At 65.8% G+C, this 18,460-nt stretch carries 14 protein-coding genes and 1 tRNA gene; 12 read left to right on the forward strand and 3 right to left on the reverse strand.

All coding sequences use genetic code 11. The features are described from left to right. Window positions 1-7: 7 nt before the first annotated feature. The 3 genes from cydB to cydC all read left to right on the forward strand — a co-directional run bounded on the left by cydB (window position 8) and on the right by cydC (window position 4,465). Window positions 8-1,030: a cytochrome d ubiquinol oxidase subunit II gene (gene cydB, locus RQG82_RS07390; protein WP_311258456.1), complete on the forward strand. Its 1,023-nt coding sequence runs from the start codon at window positions 8-10 to the stop codon at window positions 1,028-1,030. A 103-nt stretch (window positions 1,031-1,133) separates the two neighbouring features. Continuing rightward, window positions 1,134-2,801 (forward strand): thiol reductant ABC exporter subunit CydD, encoded by a 1,668-nt coding sequence (gene cydD, locus RQG82_RS07395; RefSeq protein ID WP_311258457.1) that lies wholly within the window; start codon window positions 1,134-1,136, stop codon window positions 2,799-2,801. Beyond that, window positions 2,798-4,465, forward strand: a complete 1,668-nt coding sequence (gene cydC / locus RQG82_RS07400) for a thiol reductant ABC exporter subunit CydC (protein WP_311258458.1) — start codon at window positions 2,798-2,800, stop codon at window positions 4,463-4,465. Before cydD ends, cydC begins: the two co-directional genes overlap by 4 nt. A 224-nt stretch (window positions 4,466-4,689) precedes the next feature. Here the strand turns inward: cydC and RQG82_RS07405 are convergent, their stop codons facing one another. Further along, window positions 4,690-5,466, reverse strand: coding sequence for a hypothetical protein (locus RQG82_RS07405; RefSeq protein ID WP_311258459.1), 777 nt, complete (start codon window positions 5,464-5,466; stop codon window positions 4,690-4,692). A gap of 144 nt (window positions 5,467-5,610) precedes the next feature. On the opposite strand from RQG82_RS07405, the gene RQG82_RS07410 reads away from it, so the two are divergent. After that, window positions 5,611-5,701: transfer RNA gene (locus tag RQG82_RS07410), tRNA-Ser, on the forward strand. 124 nt (window positions 5,702-5,825) lie between these two features. On the opposite strand, the gene ald is transcribed toward RQG82_RS07410, so the two are convergent. Further along, window positions 5,826-6,944: an alanine dehydrogenase gene (gene ald, locus RQG82_RS07415; RefSeq protein WP_311258460.1), complete on the reverse strand. Its 1,119-nt coding sequence runs from the start codon at window positions 6,942-6,944 to the stop codon at window positions 5,826-5,828. 429 nt (window positions 6,945-7,373) lie between these two features. Between ald and RQG82_RS07420 the strand changes: the two genes are divergently transcribed. The 8 genes from RQG82_RS07420 to RQG82_RS07455 all read left to right on the forward strand — a co-directional run bounded on the left by RQG82_RS07420 (window position 7,374) and on the right by RQG82_RS07455 (window position 15,993). Next, the gene (locus tag RQG82_RS07420; protein ID WP_311258461.1) at window positions 7,374-8,762 is read left to right on the forward strand and encodes a glutamine synthetase family protein; all 1,389 of its coding nucleotides are present in this window, start codon (window positions 7,374-7,376) and stop codon (window positions 8,760-8,762) included. A gap of 47 nt (window positions 8,763-8,809) precedes the next feature. Further along, entirely contained in the window at window positions 8,810-9,574 is a 765-nt protein-coding gene (locus RQG82_RS07425; RefSeq protein ID WP_311258462.1) for an SDR family NAD(P)-dependent oxidoreductase, read from the forward strand. Further along, the gene (locus RQG82_RS07430; protein WP_311258463.1) at window positions 9,574-10,293 is read left to right on the forward strand and encodes a gamma-glutamyl-gamma-aminobutyrate hydrolase family protein; all 720 of its coding nucleotides are present in this window, start codon (window positions 9,574-9,576) and stop codon (window positions 10,291-10,293) included. The genes RQG82_RS07425 and RQG82_RS07430 overlap by 1 nt, the downstream gene beginning before the upstream one ends. After that, entirely contained in the window at window positions 10,286-11,461 is a 1,176-nt protein-coding gene (locus tag RQG82_RS07435; protein ID WP_311258464.1) for a cytochrome P450, read from the forward strand. The genes RQG82_RS07430 and RQG82_RS07435 overlap by 8 nt, the downstream gene beginning before the upstream one ends. Continuing rightward, on the forward strand, window positions 11,461-11,667 hold the full coding sequence (locus tag RQG82_RS07440) for a ferredoxin (protein ID WP_311258465.1): 207 nt from the start codon (window positions 11,461-11,463) through the stop codon (window positions 11,665-11,667). The genes RQG82_RS07435 and RQG82_RS07440 overlap by 1 nt, the downstream gene beginning before the upstream one ends. Beyond that, on the forward strand, window positions 11,664-12,812 hold the full coding sequence (locus RQG82_RS07445; RefSeq protein WP_311258466.1) for an NAD(P)/FAD-dependent oxidoreductase: 1,149 nt from the start codon (window positions 11,664-11,666) through the stop codon (window positions 12,810-12,812). Before RQG82_RS07440 ends, RQG82_RS07445 begins: the two co-directional genes overlap by 4 nt. A gap of 152 nt (window positions 12,813-12,964) precedes the next feature. After that, window positions 12,965-14,335, forward strand: coding sequence for an aldehyde dehydrogenase family protein (locus tag RQG82_RS07450; protein WP_311258467.1), 1,371 nt, complete (start codon window positions 12,965-12,967; stop codon window positions 14,333-14,335). Beyond that, on the forward strand, window positions 14,332-15,993 hold the full coding sequence (locus RQG82_RS07455) for a sulfite reductase flavoprotein subunit alpha (protein ID WP_311258468.1): 1,662 nt from the start codon (window positions 14,332-14,334) through the stop codon (window positions 15,991-15,993). Before RQG82_RS07450 ends, RQG82_RS07455 begins: the two co-directional genes overlap by 4 nt. Before the next feature lie 67 nt (window positions 15,994-16,060). On the opposite strand, the gene ppsA is transcribed toward RQG82_RS07455, so the two are convergent. Continuing rightward, complete coding sequence (gene ppsA, locus RQG82_RS07460) at window positions 16,061-18,442, reverse strand: phosphoenolpyruvate synthase (RefSeq protein ID WP_311258469.1); 2,382 nt, start codon at window positions 18,440-18,442, stop codon at window positions 16,061-16,063. Between the last annotated feature and the right edge of the window lie 18 nt (window positions 18,443-18,460).

Below are 18,460 nucleotides of genomic sequence, written 5' to 3' on the forward strand. Positions count from 1 at the left end.
ATCAGTCATGGAATACATGTGGTTCTGGATCGTCGCCTTCCTCTTCGTCGGCTACTTCGTGCTCGACGGGTTCGACTTCGGCGTGGGCATGTCGCTGCCGTTCCTCGGCAAGAACGACGTCTCTCGTCGCCAGGTCATCAACACGATCGGACCGATCTGGGATCTCAACGAGACCTGGGTCATCGTCGCGGGCGCCTGCCTGTTCGCGTCGTTCCCCGAGTGGTACGCGACGCTGTTCAGCGGCTTCTACCTGCCGCTGCTCCTGATCCTGCTCGCGCTCATCCTGCGAGGCGTGTCGTTCGAGTACCGGCACCAGCGCGAGTCGGCGAAGTGGAAGCGCGGCTTCGACCGGATGATCGTGATCGGCTCGGCCGTGCCCGCGCTGCTCTGGGGCGTCGCCTTCGGCAACATCGTGCAGGGGGTGGCCATCAACGAGAACCACATCTACGTCGGCGGCTTCTTCGCCCTGCTGAACCCGTATGCGCTGCTGGTCGGCGTCACGACGCTGCTGCTGTTCTTCCTGCACGGTGTGCTGTTCGTCTCACTCAAGACCGACGGCCAGGTGCACACCGACGCCCGTCGCCTGGTGAAGCTCGCAGCGGGCCCTACGGTGCTCGCCGCCGCGGGCACGGTGATCTGGACCATCGGCATCGCCTGGGGGCGTGACGCTCCACTGCTGCTGATGGTCGTCGGATGCGGTCTCGTCGCGGCACTCGCGCTCGTGGCGTCAGTGCTCTTCTCGATGCGCGGACGCGACGGGCGGGCGTTCACGGCGGGCGCTGTGACCGTGGCATCCGCTGTCGTGATGCTGTTCGCAGCGCTGTTCCCCTACGTGATGCCGTCGACCATCGACCCGGCCTTCAGCCTCACGATCGAGAACGCGTCGAGCACGCCGTATACGCTGACCATCATGAGCTGGACCGCCCTGATCGCCCTGCCCCTGGTGCTCGCGTACCAGACGTGGACGTACTGGATCTTCCGCAAGCGGGTCACCCGCAGCTCGATCGAGGGGGCTCCGGCGCACGCGTGAGACCGCCCGCAACGCACACCCTGCCCCGGCCTGCACACCTTCTCACCGATTCGCTGTGCAGATCGGGGCATCGTGTGCGCCCTGACTCGAGCGGAGCTGAGGCATGAAACCGGTCGACATCCGCCTGCTGCGGTATGCGAGCGCCGCGCGCGGGTTCCTGCTGCTGTCGGGCGTGATCGGCGTCGTGCAGACGGCGGTCACGGTCGCGTTCGCATGGATGCTGACGGATGCCGTCACCGGCGTGCTCGCCGGGCGTGACGTCACGGCATCCCTGCTGTGGCTGCTCGGACTGGCGGCGTTGCGGGGCGTGCTGATCGCGGCCTCGGATGCCGCCGGAACCCGAGCTGCGGCGAAGACCGGGATGCAGTTGCGCGCCGCGCTGATCGCCGCAGTCGGTCGGCTCGGACCGGGCTGGCTCGCGCGGCGCAATCAGGCCGGTCTCGCCGTGACGGCGGGGCACGGACTCGAGGCGCTCGACGCGTACTTCGCCCGATACATCCCGCAGCTCGTGCTCACGGTCATCGCGACGCCGGTGCTGGTCGCGGTGATGTGGTGGCAGGACTGGCCGAGCGGACTCACCGCGGTCATCACGCTGCCGCTGATCCCACTCTTCCTGATCCTCATCGGCATCGCCACCCGCACCGTGCAGCGCACGCAGTGGCAGACGCTGCAGCGGCTTGCCGCCCGGTTCGCCGACACGGTGCAGGGGCTGTCGACGCTGCGGCTGTTCGGGCGCGAGCGCCGCGCCGCTGCGCAGATCGAGCACACCGCCGATGAGTACCGCCGCGAGACCATGAAGGTGCTGCGGTTCTCGTTCCTGTCGGGCTTCGCGATGGAGCTGCTGGCGTCGCTCGCCGTGGCGCTGATCGCGGTGGCAGTCGGATTCCGCCTGCTGTCTGGCGACCTGTCGCTCGAGGTCGGGCTGTTCGTGCTGCTGCTCGCCCCCGAGGCCTTCCTGCCGATCCGACAGGTCGGTGTGCAGTTCCATGCAGCGTCTGAGGGGGTTGCGGCGACCGAGGACGTGTTCGAGGTGCTGGATGCGGCCGGGGCTCGGGCCGGAGTCGTTCACGACTCAGCAAGGAGTGCCGGGTCGGCGCCGTCTGGCGGCGTGGCGAGCGATTCTGATGACGTCCATGCTGAATTGCGAACGGCAGGAGCCCGTGGCCTCGTCGTCACCGACCTGCGGGTGCGCGATCTGCCGCCTGTCTCGTTCACGGCGGAGCCCGGAACCGTCACCCTGATCGAGGGGCCCAGCGGCGCGGGCAAGTCGAGTCTGCTCGCGGCGCTGCGCGGCGCGGTAGAGTTCGAGGGCTCGGCCGTGGTCGGCGGCGTCGACGTGCGCCAGCTCGCGCCATCGGAGTGGCTGGCCTGGAGCGGACAGCGGCCGCAGCTGAGCCGCGGCACGATCGCCGCGAATGTGGCGCTGGGCGATCAGGCCCCGGATGCCGACGGCATCCGCCGGGCGCTCGATGACGCTTGCGCGAACGACCTCGACCCCGCGCTCGAGCTCGGAGTGCAGGGCAGCGGGCTCTCGGGCGGACAGGCGCAGCGGGTCGCAGTTGCGCGGGCGCTGTATCGGCAGGCCGGTCGGCCCGACGCGGTGCTGGCGCTCGACGAGCCGTCCAGTGCGCTGGACCCCGACACCGAGGAGCGGCTCTGGGCGTCGCTGCGGGCACGGGCGGATGCCGGTGCCACCGTCATCCTCGTCTCGCACCGCCGCTCGGCCAGGGCCATCGCCGACCGCGTCGTCGAGCTGGGGGTGAGCGTATGAGCACCGACTCCGCGCGCATCCGCGGCATCCTTCGTCTGGCTCAGCCGCCCGTGCGTCGCTTCCTCCCCGGCCTGATCTGGGGCTTCCTCTCGGCGGGTGCCGCGGTGAGCCTGCTCGCCGTCAGCGGTTGGCTGATCGTCAGCGCGTCGATCGTCGACTCGCTCGTGCCACTGTCGATCGCGGTGGTGGGCGTACGGTTCTTCGCGGTGTCGCGGGCGGTGACGCGCTACCTGGAGCGGCTGAGCGGACACGATGCGGCCCTGCGCCAGCTCGCCTCGACCCGCGCCGACATGGTGCGGCGGCTGACTCCGCTGTCGCCAGCGGGACTCGGCCGCACCGACCACGGCCGGGTGCTCTCGGCCCTGGTCGACGACGTCGAGAACCTGCAGAACCTGCCGCTGCGCGTCGTGCAGCCGCTCACCGTGTCGGGGCTCGTGGCCCTCGGCGCGGTGGGGTTCCTCGCGTTCGTGTCGGTGCCGGCTTCACTCACCCTCGCGGCGTGCCTGGTGATCGCCGCGGCTGCAGCCGTCGGTCTCGGCTGGTTGTTCGGGTCGAGGGCCGAGGCAGCCGTGTCGAGTCGCCGCGGAGACCTGTCGGCCGCACTCACCGACTACTTCGGTTCGCTCGACGTGCTGCTGGTCTATGGAGCCGAGTCGCAGGCGCGCGAGCGAGTGCGGGTGGCGGATGCCGAGCTGCGCCGCGCCGTGAGCACGGCCTCCCTGGCGCAGGCCATCGCGGCCGGGGTCGTGTCGGCCGTCGCCGGGGCTGCATCCGTGTGGGCAGTGGCGGTTGCGGCCCCGGGCCTCCAGACCGGCGCGATCGACGGGCCCTGGCTCGCGGTCGCCGTGCTCGTGCCCATGGTGGTGTTCGAGGTCTTCGGTGCGGTGCCGATCGCTGCAGCATCCTGGCGCAGTGTGCGTTCGAGCGCCGAGCGCATCGTCGATGTGCTGCCGTCCGAAGTGCCGGACGAGCTGCGGTCGGATGACGGCGAGGATGCCGAGATCGTCGGCGTTCCGGCGCTGCGGCTGCGGGGTGTGAGGGCATGGTGGCCCGGCGGGGCGCCCGCGCTGCGCGGAGTGGATCTCGACCTGCATCCGGGCGAACGGGTGCTCGTGGCGGGGCCGAGCGGTGCGGGCAAGAGCTCGCTGGCTGCGGCGCTCGTCGGATTCCTTCGGGTCGAAGGCGAATATTCCGTCGGAGGCATGGATGCTGCGGCTCTCTCTGGCTCCGCGTTGCGACGCACGATCGGGCTGTGCGAGCAGAGCCCGCAGCTGTTCGATGAGGACATCCGGCAGAACCTGCTGTTCGCGCGCGACTCGGCGAGCGATGAGGAACTTCTCGCCGTGCTCGACCGGGTCGGCCTGGGGGCGTGGGTGCGCGAGCGTGGGGGGCTCGATGCGCGGGTCGGCGACCGAGGCGGCCTCGTGTCGGGTGGTCAGGCGCAGCGCATCGCCCTGGCCCGGGCTCTGCTGCGGGGCTTCCCGGTGCTCGTGCTCGACGAGCCGACCGCGGGGGTCGACCCCGAGGCGTCCGATGCCCTGCTGCGTGATCTGCTCCAGGCGGCGGGGGAGCAGTCCGTGCTGCTGATCTCGCACGTTGCCCCGCCGGCCGGGACGGTCGACAGGGTCGTGCGGCTCGAAGAGGGGCGCACCGTCTCGGGATGAGTGGGGGCCGTCTTCCCCGTCCATGAGGTCGGCCCGCGGGCACAACTTCGGATGATGGGCGCGCCGCGCCGTGGCATCCGTCGTCCCGTGCGGTGTGTCGGGCCTGGCGTCCGAAGGTGTGCTCGCTGAAGCGGCGAAGCTCTCCGTGCACACTCTCCGTCTGCAGGACGCAGGCACGGATGCCGGTGGACAGTCCCCGGGTCAGACGGGGAGAAGACTCCGGCTCAGACGTTGAGGTCGGCGCGGGGTTCCATGACGATGCCCTGGGCTTCGAAGACTCGGCGGCGTTCTTCGATGCGTCGGTGCAGTTCGACCTGCGCGTCGTCGACGAGCTGCGGGTCGAGGTCGACGGTCGGCGGGTGCGGGTCGCCGTGGTGGGCCTCGATGTAGGCGTCGAGCTCGGGGCCAGACGTCCATGACGTGATCAGGGCGTAGCGCGGGGTCGTGCCGCGGTGCCAGACCGCGTGCCAGAAGCGCTGGGTGTCGACGATGATGCGCGAGCCCTCGCGCAGCGGCAGGCGGATCTCGGTCGCCGGGTCGAAGCGATCGGAGCGCAGGAGCAGCAGCGAGTCGGTGTCGTCCGACAGGTTGTAGTAGCCGCGCACGACCCAGCCGGTGCCGTCTTCGTTGAGACGGTTGTTGTCGTCCTGGTGCAGGTTGTAGACGGCATCCGCGTACTCGTTGGGCTGCAGTTCGATGACGCGGCAGCGGCCGACTCCGGCACCGGGCTCGAGGGCGCGGCGCTGCAGGGTCGGGGCGATCGCGACCTGCGACTCGATCCACACGCCATCCTTGTCGGTGCGGGGAGGGGTCTGGTTCCAGAACCCGTTGCACTCGATCGCGCCGGCGTAGCTCGCGAGCGGAGCGAAGCGCGTGACGCCCGACGAGCGCCAGCCGATGTACTCGAGTTCGAGCCACTCGGCAGGGTCGGATGCCTGGTCGTGGTCGTCGAGGACGACGTAGCCGGTCTCTGCCAGCGCCTCTGACGTGATGAAACCCATTGCGTCCCCTCCGTGCCGATGCCTTAGGCCATCCTAACCAGCGGCTCGATTGCCGCAGGGAGCGCGACCGGAGAAAACGCCGCGTCGATACTCTGCTGCCTACTCGATTCGCGCCGTGGCGCGGGTTGTCGTAAGCTAGTCCGCGGTGACGTGTCCGAGCGGCCGAAGGTGCAACTCTCGAAAAGTTGTGTAGGGTAACCCCCTACCGTGGGTTCAAATCCCACCGTCACCGCCACCACGAAGGCCCCGCATCCCCTGGAAACACTGGGATGCGGGGCCTTCGTCATGCCTGGAGTCTCGGTTTCGGTAACGCAGCGGTAACGGACTTCTGCGAACGCCTAGGGCTCATCCCCGGCGGTTCAGGCCGCGAGTGCCGCCTCGAGAGTGGTCGTTGCCATGCCGAGAGCTTCGCCCACGAAGGCATTCGTGAGGTGACCCGCGTGGGTGCTGAGCCCCTTGGCGAGTGCCGCATCGGCCCGCACCGCCTCGTGCCAACCTCGGTCGGCCAGAGCGACTGCATACGGCAGGGTGGCATTCGTGAGCGAGATCGTCGACGTGCGCGGAACCGCTCCGGGCATGTTCGCCACGCAGTAGTAGATGGCGTCATGTACCGGGAAGGTGGGGTTATCGTGAGTCGTCGGACGTGACCCTTCGAAGCAACCGCCCTGATCGATGGCGATGTCGACGAGGACCGATCCGGGCCGCATGCGCGCGACCATGGCGTCGGTGACCAGCTTGGGGGCGGCTGCGCCCGGGATGAGAACCGACCCGATGACGAGATCGGCATCCGCGAGGTTCTCTGCGATCGTGTAGGGATTGGAGCGAAGAGTCGTGACTCGACCATCAAAACGCGCTTCGAGGGCACGGAGCCGGGAGAGGTTCACGTCGAGAATCGTGACCTCAGCCCCGAGCCCGACCGCCATCGCTGCGGCGTGCTCGCCGGCGACGCCACCGCCGATAACGACGACCTTGCCCTTGGGGGTGCCGGGCACTCCACCCAGAAGAAGACCTCGACCGCCTTGGGTGCGCATCAGCTGGTTCGCGCCGACCTGGGCAGACAAGCGCCCTGCGACCTCTGACATGGGAGAGAGGAGGGGCAGGCTGCGATCAGGCAGCTGCACCGTCTCGTAGGCGATCGCCGTCGTCCTGCTGTTCAGCAGAGCCTGTGTCAGGGGTGCGTCCGCTGCGAGATGCAGATAGGTGAAGAGGATCTGCCCGTCCCGCATCAGGGGGTACTCGCTGCCGATCGGCTCCTTGACCTTGAGAATCATGTCGGCAGCGGCCCAGACGGCCGAGGGGTCAGCGGCGAGCGTCGCCCCCGCCTGCTCGTACTCGTCGTCGGAGAAGGCGCTTCCCAATCCTGCGCCGGATTGCACGATGACGAAGTGGCCGTGGTCGACGAATTCGGCGACCCCCGCTGGTGTCACCGCGATCCGATTCTCGTTGTTCTTGATTTCCGTGGGGACACCGACGATCATCTCGTCCTGCTTTCTTGGTGTTGTTCGTGGTCTGACGATGCGCAGGCGCAGCGCTGCACCCGGAGGTCGACTCTGCGGCAGGTCTGCCACCGAGCTGTGGGCGCACGGCACCGCATCGAGCGCAGTGTCGTCTCCCGAGATCATGCGCGGCGCATCCCCCGGGCAGAGGTGCGCGCGGCACGGTGATGTCGAGAGGGATGTGCTTCACGCACACGTGTTGCGTCGCGCTAAGCGGTGAGGTGGATGTGGCCACGCACTGCTTCGCGTCGACGCGTCGAAGCAAGCGACCGAGTGATCGGTACGCGTTGCACCGCAGGCAGTGAAACCATGTGCGTCATGCACATGACGGCGATTCCCGAGCAAATATAGTCTCGCTGCACGCTCTAGAGATTCATTCACGTCACAAGACACAGCTGAAAGGCAGGGCACATGAACGATGAGGTTCTGATCGAGGATCCGAAACGCTACGTCGAAGAGTTCGTCGCCGAGCACGGGATCAAGGTGATCAAGATCGGTGCGCCCGACATCGACGGTCTGTGGCGAGGGAAGCGCTTGTCGGCGCAGTACTTCGTGGAGTCAGCGTTCCAGGCAGGCACGAATATCTGCAACATTCTCTTCGGATGGGATATCCAGGACGCGAGTATCCCGAACCTGACGTTCACCGGCTGGCACAGCGGATATCCCGACGTGAACCTCCGCCCGGATCTCACGACGCTCCGTACGGTTCCCGGGGAGCCGGGAGTGGCGTCGGTGATCTGTGACATCTACCAGCCCGATGGAACGCCGCTGGCATTGTCTCCACGAGGCGTGCTCCGGCGGGTGCTCGACCGGGCCAAGTCACTCGGCTATGAACCGGTGTGCGCCTACGAGTTCGAGTTCTATCTCTTCGAGGGAACGCCGCGGGAGCTTGCGCGTCGTGGCTGGCGCGATCTCGAGCCGATCTCGAGCGGGAACCACACCTACAACATGTATCGCGATTCCGGCACTGAGTATGTGATCGGACTCATTCGCGATCGCCTGGCGGAGCAGGGCGTCTTCATCGAGGCGAGCAACAGCGAACATGGCGCAGGACAGTTCGAGGTGAACATCCACTACGGCGATACGTTGCGGGCCGCGGACAGTGCGCTGATCCTGAAGCATACGGTCAAAGAGATCGCGGCAGCTCACGGACTGACTGCGTCGTTCATGGCGAAGATTCGGCCGGATCAGGCCGGCTCATCGGGACATGTGCATCAGAGCCTCGTCAGTGTCGAGGATGGTGATGCACTCTTCGCCAATCCGGAGAACCCCATCGAGCTGAGCGAGATCGGTCAGGCGTATCTCGCCGGACTTGTAGCCGGCGCCAGAGACTTCACGGCGCTTTACCTTCCGACGATCAACTCGTACAAGCGCGTTGAGGGCGGTCAGTGGGCCGGCTCGAGCGCCACGTGGGGTCTCGACAACCGGACGGTCGCCATTCGCAGCATCCCGTCTGCCGGACCGGCGGCGCGTGTGGAGAACAGGGTCCCGGGTGCCGACGCCAATCCGTATCTGGTTCTCGCGGCGAACGTCGCTGCCGGGCTCAGCGGGATCGAACGGAAGTTGACTCCGCCTCCGGCCGTCACCGGCAATGCGTACGAGCAGGACGACGACGCGTCGCCGCGACTGCCGCATTCTCTGGAAGCCGCCACGGAGGTCTTCGCTGAGAGCGCGCTCGCGAAGGAGTACTTCGGGGAGGACTTCGTGCAGCACTTCGCCGAAACGCGCAGGTGGGAAGTACGACAGTTCCAGAAGACCGTCACCGAGTGGGAGACGGCGCGCTACCTCGAGCACATCTAGATCCATCCCACACCACCGTTCTCGAAAGAAAGCAGAAAAGTAGAATCATGGGAAACCGACTTGAAGGACGTTTCGCCGCAGTCACCGGCGCCGCCAGCGGTAATGGACGTGCGATCGCGGAGAAGCTCTTGGCGGACGGCGCGAAGCTCGCCGCCATCGACCTCAACCTGGACGCGCTCGAAAAGGTGTTCGGGGGCAGGGACGACGTCATCAACATCCAGGCGAACGTCGCCGATGAGGTCAGCGTGAGGGCAGGGTTCGCGAAGATCGGTGAGGAGTTCGGTCGTCTGGACGTCCTCGTCAACAACGCCGGTATCGTAAAGTTCGGCACGTTCGAAGATCTCTCGGTCGCGGAATGGGATCAGGTCTTCGCCGTCAACTCGACTGGCCCGTTCATCGTCTCCCGTGAGGCGTACCCGCTGCTGAAGGCGGGCGACGCGGATCACACCCGTGCGATCGTGAACATCACGTCCGTCGAGGCGCATATCGTGATCTCTTCGAGCGGACATCCTCAGATCCACTACAACGCGTCCAAGGGTGCCCTGCTTCAGCTGACGCGTGCTCTTGCTGTCGAGGCTGCCTCATCGGGAATCCGCGTGAACGCGGTCGCTCCCGGATTCATCGAGACGCCGTTCACCGCCGAGACTCTGGGGAACGAAGAGGTGCGCAACTGGCTTCTCGAGCGCACTCCGATGGGACGTATCGGCAAGCCGGAGGATGTGGCAAACGGTGTAGCCTTCCTCGCCTCGGATGACGCGAGCTGGGTAACGGGAACGACGCTGTTTGTCGACGGTGGTTGGACGATCTACTGATGTCTCGTCCTCTCATCGCCGTCACCGCAGACCGGAGTTCTCAGCCGTCGGCCTTCGGCCCGCGGGACTCGACCCTGCAGGTGCTCAACTACTCCGAGGCGATCGTCTCGGCCGGTGGGCGGCCTGCACTCCTTCCCGCGACCGAGGTCATTCCTGAGGACCTTCTCGACGGCTTCGACGGTCTCATGCTCACGGGAGGGGGAGACCTGTCGCCTGAGATGTACGGGCAGGAGGCGGCTGACGCCGCTTACGGCATCAGCCCGATCCGAGATCGTTTCGAAACCGCGCTCGTGCGCGAAGCGCAGGAGCGCGGAATCCCGATCCTGGCCATCTGCCGTGGCCTTCAGCTGGTCAACGTCTTGCGCGGGGGCACGCTCGTTCAGCACCTCGACGGGCACTGGCAGTCGCGCGCCTCCGATGAGGCGGATCACGACGTGGAGATCGAGCAGGGGTCACGATTGGCCCAGATTGTGGGCGGCACATCAATGGGCGTCAACAGCTACCATCACCAGGCCATCGACCGCCTGGGTGCAGGCCTCGTCGTGACAGCCCGCGCCGGTGAGGTGGTCGAAGCCGTCGAGGATCCGACGGCCGACCTCGTCGCGGTGCAGTGGCATCCAGAACATCTGTTCCGCACATCGATCAACAATCACGCGCTCTTCGACGACCTGGTTCGCCGCGCCAGCGTGTGCAGGGAAAGGAAACCGGCTCATGTCTGACAACGAAACCCTCGCCGAGTTCGACTTCCACGGGAAGGCTCTCGACACCATCTTCGACGAATACGCGAAGATGCACGAGGCGAAGCCGGTGGGACACAGCTCCAAGTACGGCGGCTTCTGGTACATCTCCAAGAGCGATGACATCTTCGACGCCGAGCAGGATCCGGAGACGTGGTCGGTTGGCCCGTCGATGCTCCTCCCCTCGTTCGGCACCGACATGCCGCTCATCCCGATCGATATCGATCCTCCCACCCATGGGGGGTTCCGAAAGCTGCTGCTTCCGATGTTCACCCCGATGGCGATCGCGAAGCTGGAGCCGGGGATGCATGCCACCGCGGTCGAGCTCTCGAACCAGGTGAATGCAGCGTTCCAGTCAGACGGTGTGGTCGATGTCTCCTCGGCGTTCGCGCGACCGTACCCGACGATCATCTTCAGTCGGCTCGCGGGGTATCCGGAAGCGGATTGGCCGCTCTTCGATCAGTGGGTCGACGACATCATCTACGAGCGCACGGTGTCTCCGGAGACAGCGGCCGCGGCGTCGAACGACCTGATCGCCTACGTGCAGCGACTTATCGATGACGGCCGTTCGGGAACCGAGTTGCAGGGCATCAGCGGAGAACTGCTTCGGGCGACCATCGACGGTCGCCCTCTCACCGATGACGAGCTCACCTCCTACGGCTACCTGCTCTTCCTCGCGGGGCTGGATACCACGGCGTGGGCGATCCGTTCGTCGCTGTGGTATCTCGCGGGGAACAAGGAAGCACAGGCGCTGTTGCGTCGGGAGCCGGAGCGCATACCCGATGCGACAGAGGAGTTCCTCCGCACCCTGTCTCCGGTTCAGGCTATGGCGCGGACTGCCTTGCGCGACACGACCGTTCGCGGGCAGGAGATCAAGGCGGGCGAGCGGGCGATCCTCGTCTTCGGAGCGGGCAACCGCGACCCGGAGACCTATGAGAACCCGAACGAGATCGACATCACGCGGGAGAACAATCGCCATCTGGCGTTCGGTGGGGGCATCCACCGTTGTCTGGGTTCCAATCTCGGGCGCAAGGAAGTGAACATCTCGATGCAGCATTTCCTCGCGACGATTCCGGAGTTCGAACTCGCTGAAGATGCACCCTGGCATGGCGTCGGTCCCCTTCGCCTGCGACTGACCGGAGGTGAGTGATGACTGAGGTATGGGTCGATCCAGCGCGCTGTCAGGGGCATGCCCGGTGTTACATGTTGGCACCGGAGACGTTCTACATCGATGACGAAGGATACGGGCACGTGATTGAGGGGCGCGAAGGCTCCTACGAAGAGGAGAACGTCCGTAAAGCCATCCGCAACTGCCCTGAGCGCGCTATCAAGCTAGTGGAGTCGGGAGCATCGTGACGGGGCCTCTCGTGGTCGTCGGGGCTTCGGTCGCGACGACCGCCTTCATCGAACGGCTCCGTGAGCTTTCCTGGACTGATCCGGTGAGGGTGATCGACAGCGACCCGGATGCTCCTTACGACCGACCACCGCTGTCGAAGCACTACCTGATCGACGGCGAGGTTGAGGACATCGCCGTCGACTGGACCGATCTTGACGTGGAGCTCACCCGAGGGCGGGCGACCGGCGTCGATGCCGTCGGAGCGACCGTCACGGTCGAGCATCCGGACGGCACCGAGGAGGTCGTACCCTTCGGTCGACTCGTCCTCGCCACAGGGGCTCTACCGGTGCGTCTGCCGATCGAGCCGGAGGAGACGACTGTGCTGCGCAGCGCCGCTGACGCCAGGAGCCTCCGAGCGAGGACGTCGGCAGGGGAGTCGGTGGTGGTCATCGGGGCAGGTGCGATCGGCGTCGAGCTCGCGTCGTCCCTGGCCGCGCGCGGCTCTCGCGTGTCGCTGCTCGATCGCGCATCCGGTCCACTCGAGCGACTGCTCGCCGGCCACTTGAAAGAGGAAACCTCAAGGTGGCTCAGCGAGGCGGGGATTGACTGTCACTGGGAGGCCGACATCTCGCGCATCAGCGCCGTAGAAGGTGGATGGGTGGTCGAGCTTGCAGACGGCGCCGAGCTCTGCGGAGACGTTCTGATCAGCGCAGTCGGTGCGAGGCCGGCAGTCGAATGGTTGCGGGAGAGTGGGCTCCTCACCGGAGGGGCGCTGGTCGTCGACGATGAAGGGCGCGTCATCGCGGATGGCACCGCCCTCCCGAACGTCTTCGGGATCGGCGACGCGATCAGTTTCCGAGGGCTCGACGGTGCGCTGTGCCGCACCGAGAGCTGGGCGGAAGCACGACAACACGGCACACGACTCGCAGAGAACATCAGCGGGAGCGAACCTCAAGCTGCGCCCTTGCCATACTTCTGGACCGAGATCGCCGGGCGGAAACTTCAGGTGGTCGGAACCCTCCGCATGGGTGCGGTCACGTCGCTCGAGATGGAGAACCCCGACCGCCGCGCGGCGCTCTATCGTGTGGGGGACGAGGGGGCGGAGCCAGCCTGGATCGGGGTGAACGCCCAACCTCGGATCGCGAAGCTCCTCATGGGCGTGTAGATCGAAGCGGAGGGAAGAAACGGGGGCATGTGCATCACGCACATGCCCCCGTTTCTTTGGGTACTTCCTGCACGCCGCTCGCGGGCCCGCGTCGGGGAGGGTTGATCTGTGATGGTGCGGAGGACTACCGCTCCCCGGTGAGAAGAGGATCGATGACGAACCTGGCTATTCCCGTATGGAATCCTGCAACCGAACTGCAGTTCGATTCCGTTCGTTCATTCAGCCGCGATGAAGTCGATGATGCGATCGCGCGGGCAGTCGAAGCGCAGAAGGCGTGGGCGCGTCTGCCTATCTCCGGCCGGCAGCAGTTCCTCTACGACCTCGCGGACTCCATCTCCGCGCATCGCGATGAGCTCGCCTCGTTGGAGTCGCGCGACGTCGGCAAGCCCCTCAGAGCTGCGCTCGCCGAAGCAGACAGCGTGGCCGCGGTCTTCCGCTACTACGCAGGCGTGATCGACAAACTCACGGGAGAGACGATCCCCGTCGACGGGGGCGTCGCCATGACCTTCCGTGAGGCAGTCGGCGTCGTCGGTGTGATCACCCCTTGGAACTTCCCGCTTCCGATCGCGAGCTGGAGCATCGCGCCGGCGCTCGCCGCTGGCAACGCCGTCATCGTCAAGCCCGCCAGCATGACGCCGATGTCGACCAGAAGGCTCGGAGAGCTCGCGGCAGAGGTCTCGCCGATCCCGGACCTGCTCCAGGTGGTCACCGGCAGCGGCGCCGAGGTCGGAGGGACGTTGATCGATGACCCCCGCGTCGGCAAGATCAGCTTCACGGGATCGACAGAGGTGGGACGTTCGATACTACGATCCAGTGCCGACACCATGAAGCGGGTGACGCTCGAGCTGGGGGGCAAGTCTGCCAACGTCGTCTTCGCGGACGCCGATATCGACCAGGCAGCCGCCGCCGCTCCCTGGGCAGTCTTCGACAACACCGGTCAGGATTGCTGCGCCCGAAGCAGGATCCTGGTGCAGAGGCCGGCCCTCGAGCGCTTCATGGAGGGCTTCGTAGAAGCAACCCGGGCGCTCCGCATCGGAGACCCATCCGACCTTTCCACGGATCTCGGGCCGCTGGTCTCGGCCGAGCATCGGCAGACCGTCTCATCTTTCGTCGATGATCGGCTGGATCTCGTCTACCGCGGTGAGACGCCGACTGGACCCGGTTACTGGATGGCACCTCATATCGCCATCGACGAAAATGCAACCACCCGAGCGGCTTCAGAAGAGATCTTCGGCCCGGTCGCGGTCGTCATCCCCTTCGACACGGAGGAGGATGCGATCCGTCTGGCGAACAACACGATCTACGGGCTGAGCGGCTCGGTCTGGACGCAGGATGTTGGACGTGCGTTCCGCGTCGCTCGTGGCATCGAGAGTGGCACGATCTCGGTCAACTCGAACTCCTCGATCCGCGTGCAGGTGCCGTTCGGTGGGTTCAAGCAGTCCGGTATCGGTCGCGAACTGGGAATGGAGGGCGTCAGGGGATTCACAGAGCCCAAGTCGGTCTTCATCTCGACGGGATCATGACGATCGATCTGGGCATCGACGAGGGGGGACGCACGATGACCGATAGCGAGACGGCTGAGCTGAGCATCCTGTTCGGAAGCCAGACGGGCAATGCCGAGTACCTCGCCTACCAGATCCATGCGAAGTCCGTGAAGAATGGCCTGGATGCAGGTTACGCATCTCTGAATGACTGGCTTGCCGACAGGGCGAGCGGAGTCAAGAGACTGCTCGTTGTGACCTCCACTCACGACAACGGCCACATGCCGGACAACGCCGCGGAGTTCTGGTCCTGGTTGCAGACGCTCGAGCGCGGCGCGCTGGACGGCTTGCCCTATGCGGTGCTGTCGATCGGTGATTCGATGTACGAGGACTTCTGCAAGGCGGGCCATGACATCGATCAGCGTCTGGAAGAACTCGGTGCCGTTCGCATCGTGGAGAGCATCGACTGCGACATCGACTTCGAGTTCAGCGCGGAGCGATGGGCGACACCGGCTGTACAGTCGCTCATCGACGCAACCGCATGGGATGGGTCGCTGCCGACGGAGTTGCCGCACGAGGCTGACGAAAAGCAGAGCCAGAGTGCGATCGGCGATCAGGCGTGCACAGCACGTATCACTGCATCGCGCGTGCTCTCGGCGCCGGGATCGACGAAGCGCGTCACCCATTACGAGCTGAGTTTCGATGCTGGCGGCTTCGACTACGCGCCGGGCGACTCCCTTTCCGTATTCGTCCAGAACAGCGATGCGCTTGTCGACCGGTGGATCGGACACTTCGGGGACCAGGAGCTCGCCGGAGGCTCCTTGAGGCAGGTACTCACTCACGAAGTCGAACTGCGACTTCCGCATCCCGGTCTCGTGGTCGGGCTGGCACGCCGGTGCCCGGAGAGTTCCCAGGCGGCAGCGATCGTGGCGCTCCTTCAATCGGGCGATCGGGAGGCGCTCGATGCATGGCTCTGGGGGCGAGACGTTCTGGATGTGGTGATCGACCTCGGGTGCGCGGACCTGTCCGTTGTGGAGATCATGCAGGAACTCCGCCCCCTGCAGCATCGGGACTACTCGATCTCATCGAGTCCGCTCCGAGATGACGGGCAGGTGCATCTCACGGTCGCCGGTGTGGAGTACGAGAGCCCGTACGGCCGCCACGCGGGTGCTGCGACGGACTATCTTCGAGCCCGGGCGGAAGACGGGCGAGAGTTCGAGGTGAGGCGCGTCCCGGCTCACGAATTCCGCCTCCCCGCCGATGACGTCCCCGTGATCATGATCGGTCCGGGTGTGGGCGTCGCGCCGTTCCGCGCGTTCCTCCGTGAACGAGACGCGCGGGGGGCTGCCGGCGACAATTGGTTATTCTTCGGAGATCAGCACCGCGCGTTCGACTGGTTGTATGAGGATGAGTTCGGTGATCTGCAGCTGCGGGGCATCCTCAGCCGCGTCGATCTCGCCTTCTCGCGCGACCAGGCCGCCAAACGCTACGTTCAGCACGCGATGCGCGAGAACGCGCGGGAGCTTCGCAAGTGGGTGGACGCGGGGGCGTACATCTTCGTCTGTGGTGACAAGGCCCGGATGGCTGCCGATGTCGATCGAGCGCTCGCGGAGATCCTGGGGGCCGGAGACGCGGTGGCGGGGGACACGTTGGTCGCCGAGCTCAAGCGTGCCGAGCGGTACGTCAAGGACGTCTACTGAGCGTCTGAAGGTGCCGCTTGCGAGCGAAGGGGTGGCGGTCCTGTCCAGACCGCCACCCCTTCGGTGTTCAGGCAGGACGCTCCGACGTGGAGAGTGCGAGCCAAGTCTGGACCACGGTGTCCGGGTTCAGCGACACCGACTGGATTCCCTGACGGACCAGCCACTCGGCGAACTCCGGATGATCACTCGGGCCCTGCCCGCAGATTCCGATGTACTTGTCGTTGCGTGCGCACGCGTCGATCGCCAGCGACAGGAGCTTCAACACGGCTGGATTTCGCTCGTCGAAGAGGTCCGCGACGATCGCACTGTCGCGGTCCAGCCCGAGGGTGAGCTGGGTCATGTCATTCGAGCCGATCGAGAACCCATCGAAGTACGCGAGGAACTCGTCCGCGAGCAACGCATTCGCGGGGAGCTCGCACATCATCATGATCTTGAGCCCGTTCTCTCCTCGACGAAGTCCGTGCTCGCCGAGAAGCTCCGTCACCGCGGACGCTTCCTCCACTGTGCGCACGAACGGCACCATCACCGCGACGTTTTCCAGCCCCATCTCATCCCGGACGAACCGGATGGCTTCGCACTCCATCTCGAAGCACCCGCGGAAGCCTTCGGATATGTACCGAGACGCACCGCGGTAGCCGAGCATCGGGTTCTCTTCGCGGGGCTCATACCGTTCGCCGCCGAGGAGGTTCGCGTACTCGTTCGACTTGAAATCCGAGAGGCGGACGATCACCGGCGCGGGAGCGAAGGCGGCCGCGATCGTCGACACGCCTTCAGCGACGCGCTGCACGAAGTATTGACGCGGACCGGCATACGCGGATGTGCGCTGCTCGATCTCCTCGCGAAGCGTATGCGGAAGTGATGACAGCTCGAGGAGCGCCTTCGGATGGATGCCGATCTGCCGATTGATGATGAACTCGAGCCTTGCGAGGCCGACACCGTGGTGAGGGAGTCGGGAGAAGGCGAATGCCTGGTCCGGTGTGCCGACGTTCATCATGATTCGCACGGGCGGGTCGGGCATCTCATCGAGGTGAGTCGTCTCCTCGACGAAATCGAGGAGACCGGCGTAGATTCGGCCGACGTCGCCCTCTGCGCAGCTGACCGTGACATCGATGCCGTCCGTGAGGATGTCAGTCGCGTCTCTCACGCCGACGACAGCAGGGATACCGAGTTCTCGTGCGATGATGGCGGCGTGGCAGGTGCGCCCTCCGCGATTCGTCACGATCGCGGAGGCACGCTTCATGATCGGCTCCCAGTCGGGGTCCGTCATATCTGCGGCGAGGACGTCCCCCGTGCGGAACTGGTCCATGTCTGCGATGTCGTTCAACACCTTCACGGGTCCTGACCCGATCCGCTGACCGATCGCCCTTCCTTCCGCGACGACAGAGCCCGCCGTTATCAACCGGAATCGAGAGATCGTGTTCTGCGTGGCTCGGGAGACAACAGTTTCAGGGCGCGCTTGCAGGATGTAGAGCTCGCCATCCACGCCATCCTTGGCCCACTCGATGTCCATCGGCCTGTCATAGTGCTGTTCGATCGTCAACGCCTGGCGGCCAAGTTCTTCGACTTCAGCATCGGTGAGCGAGAACCGCCTTCTGTCGGAATCGCGGACGTCTGTGAAGACCGTGCTGGCGCCAGGCTCGCGACTGTCGGTGTATCGCATCGCGATCGCCTTGTCGCCCACAGTCCGCTTCAGGATCGCGGGTCTCCCGGCGCGGAGCCCCGGCTTGGAGACGTAGAACTCATCGGGGTTGACCGCGCCCTGCACGACGGCCTCGCCGAGTCCGTAGGCGCTGGTGATGAAGACCGCCTGATCGAAACCCGACTCGGTGTCGACGGTAAACATGACCCCTGAGGATCCGACATCGGAACGAACCATTCGTTGCACTCCCACGGAGAGCGCAACCTCCTCCTGGTCGAAGCCCTGGTGCACCCGGTAGGCAATCGCGCGATCGTTGTAGAGGGAGGCGAACACCGATCGCACTGCGATCAGGATGTTCTCGATCCCTCCGACGTTCAGGAAGGTCTCCTGTTGCCCGGCGAATGAGGCGTCAGGAAGGTCTTCCGCGGTCGCGCTGGAACGGACAGCCCACGTGACCGAGTCCGGCTCCGGATCCGACTCCACGAGCCGCTGGTATGAGTCGCGGATCTCGCTCTCGAGTGACTGCGGCAGCGGATGCTCCATGATGAGGCGCCGGATCTCTGCACCGATACGGGTGAGCTCGCGGATGTTCTCGATGTCCACTCCGGCGAGCATGCCGTCGATGGTGCCGGCGAGAGAGTCGTGCGCCAAGAAGTCCCGGTAGGCCGATGCTGTCGTCGCGAAGCCACGCGGCACCCGTACGCCGAGTGCGCTCAAATGGGACACCATCTCGCCCAATGAGGCGTTCTTGCCTCCGACCTGAGGCAGATCGGCCATACCCAGTTGCTCGAACCAGAGGATGTTGGTCATGGTGGTCTCCTTCGACGG

It is taken from the genome of Microbacterium sp. WCS2018Hpa-9 (genome assembly GCF_031843745.1).
Taxonomy (GTDB): domain Bacteria; phylum Actinomycetota; class Actinomycetes; order Actinomycetales; family Microbacteriaceae; genus Microbacterium.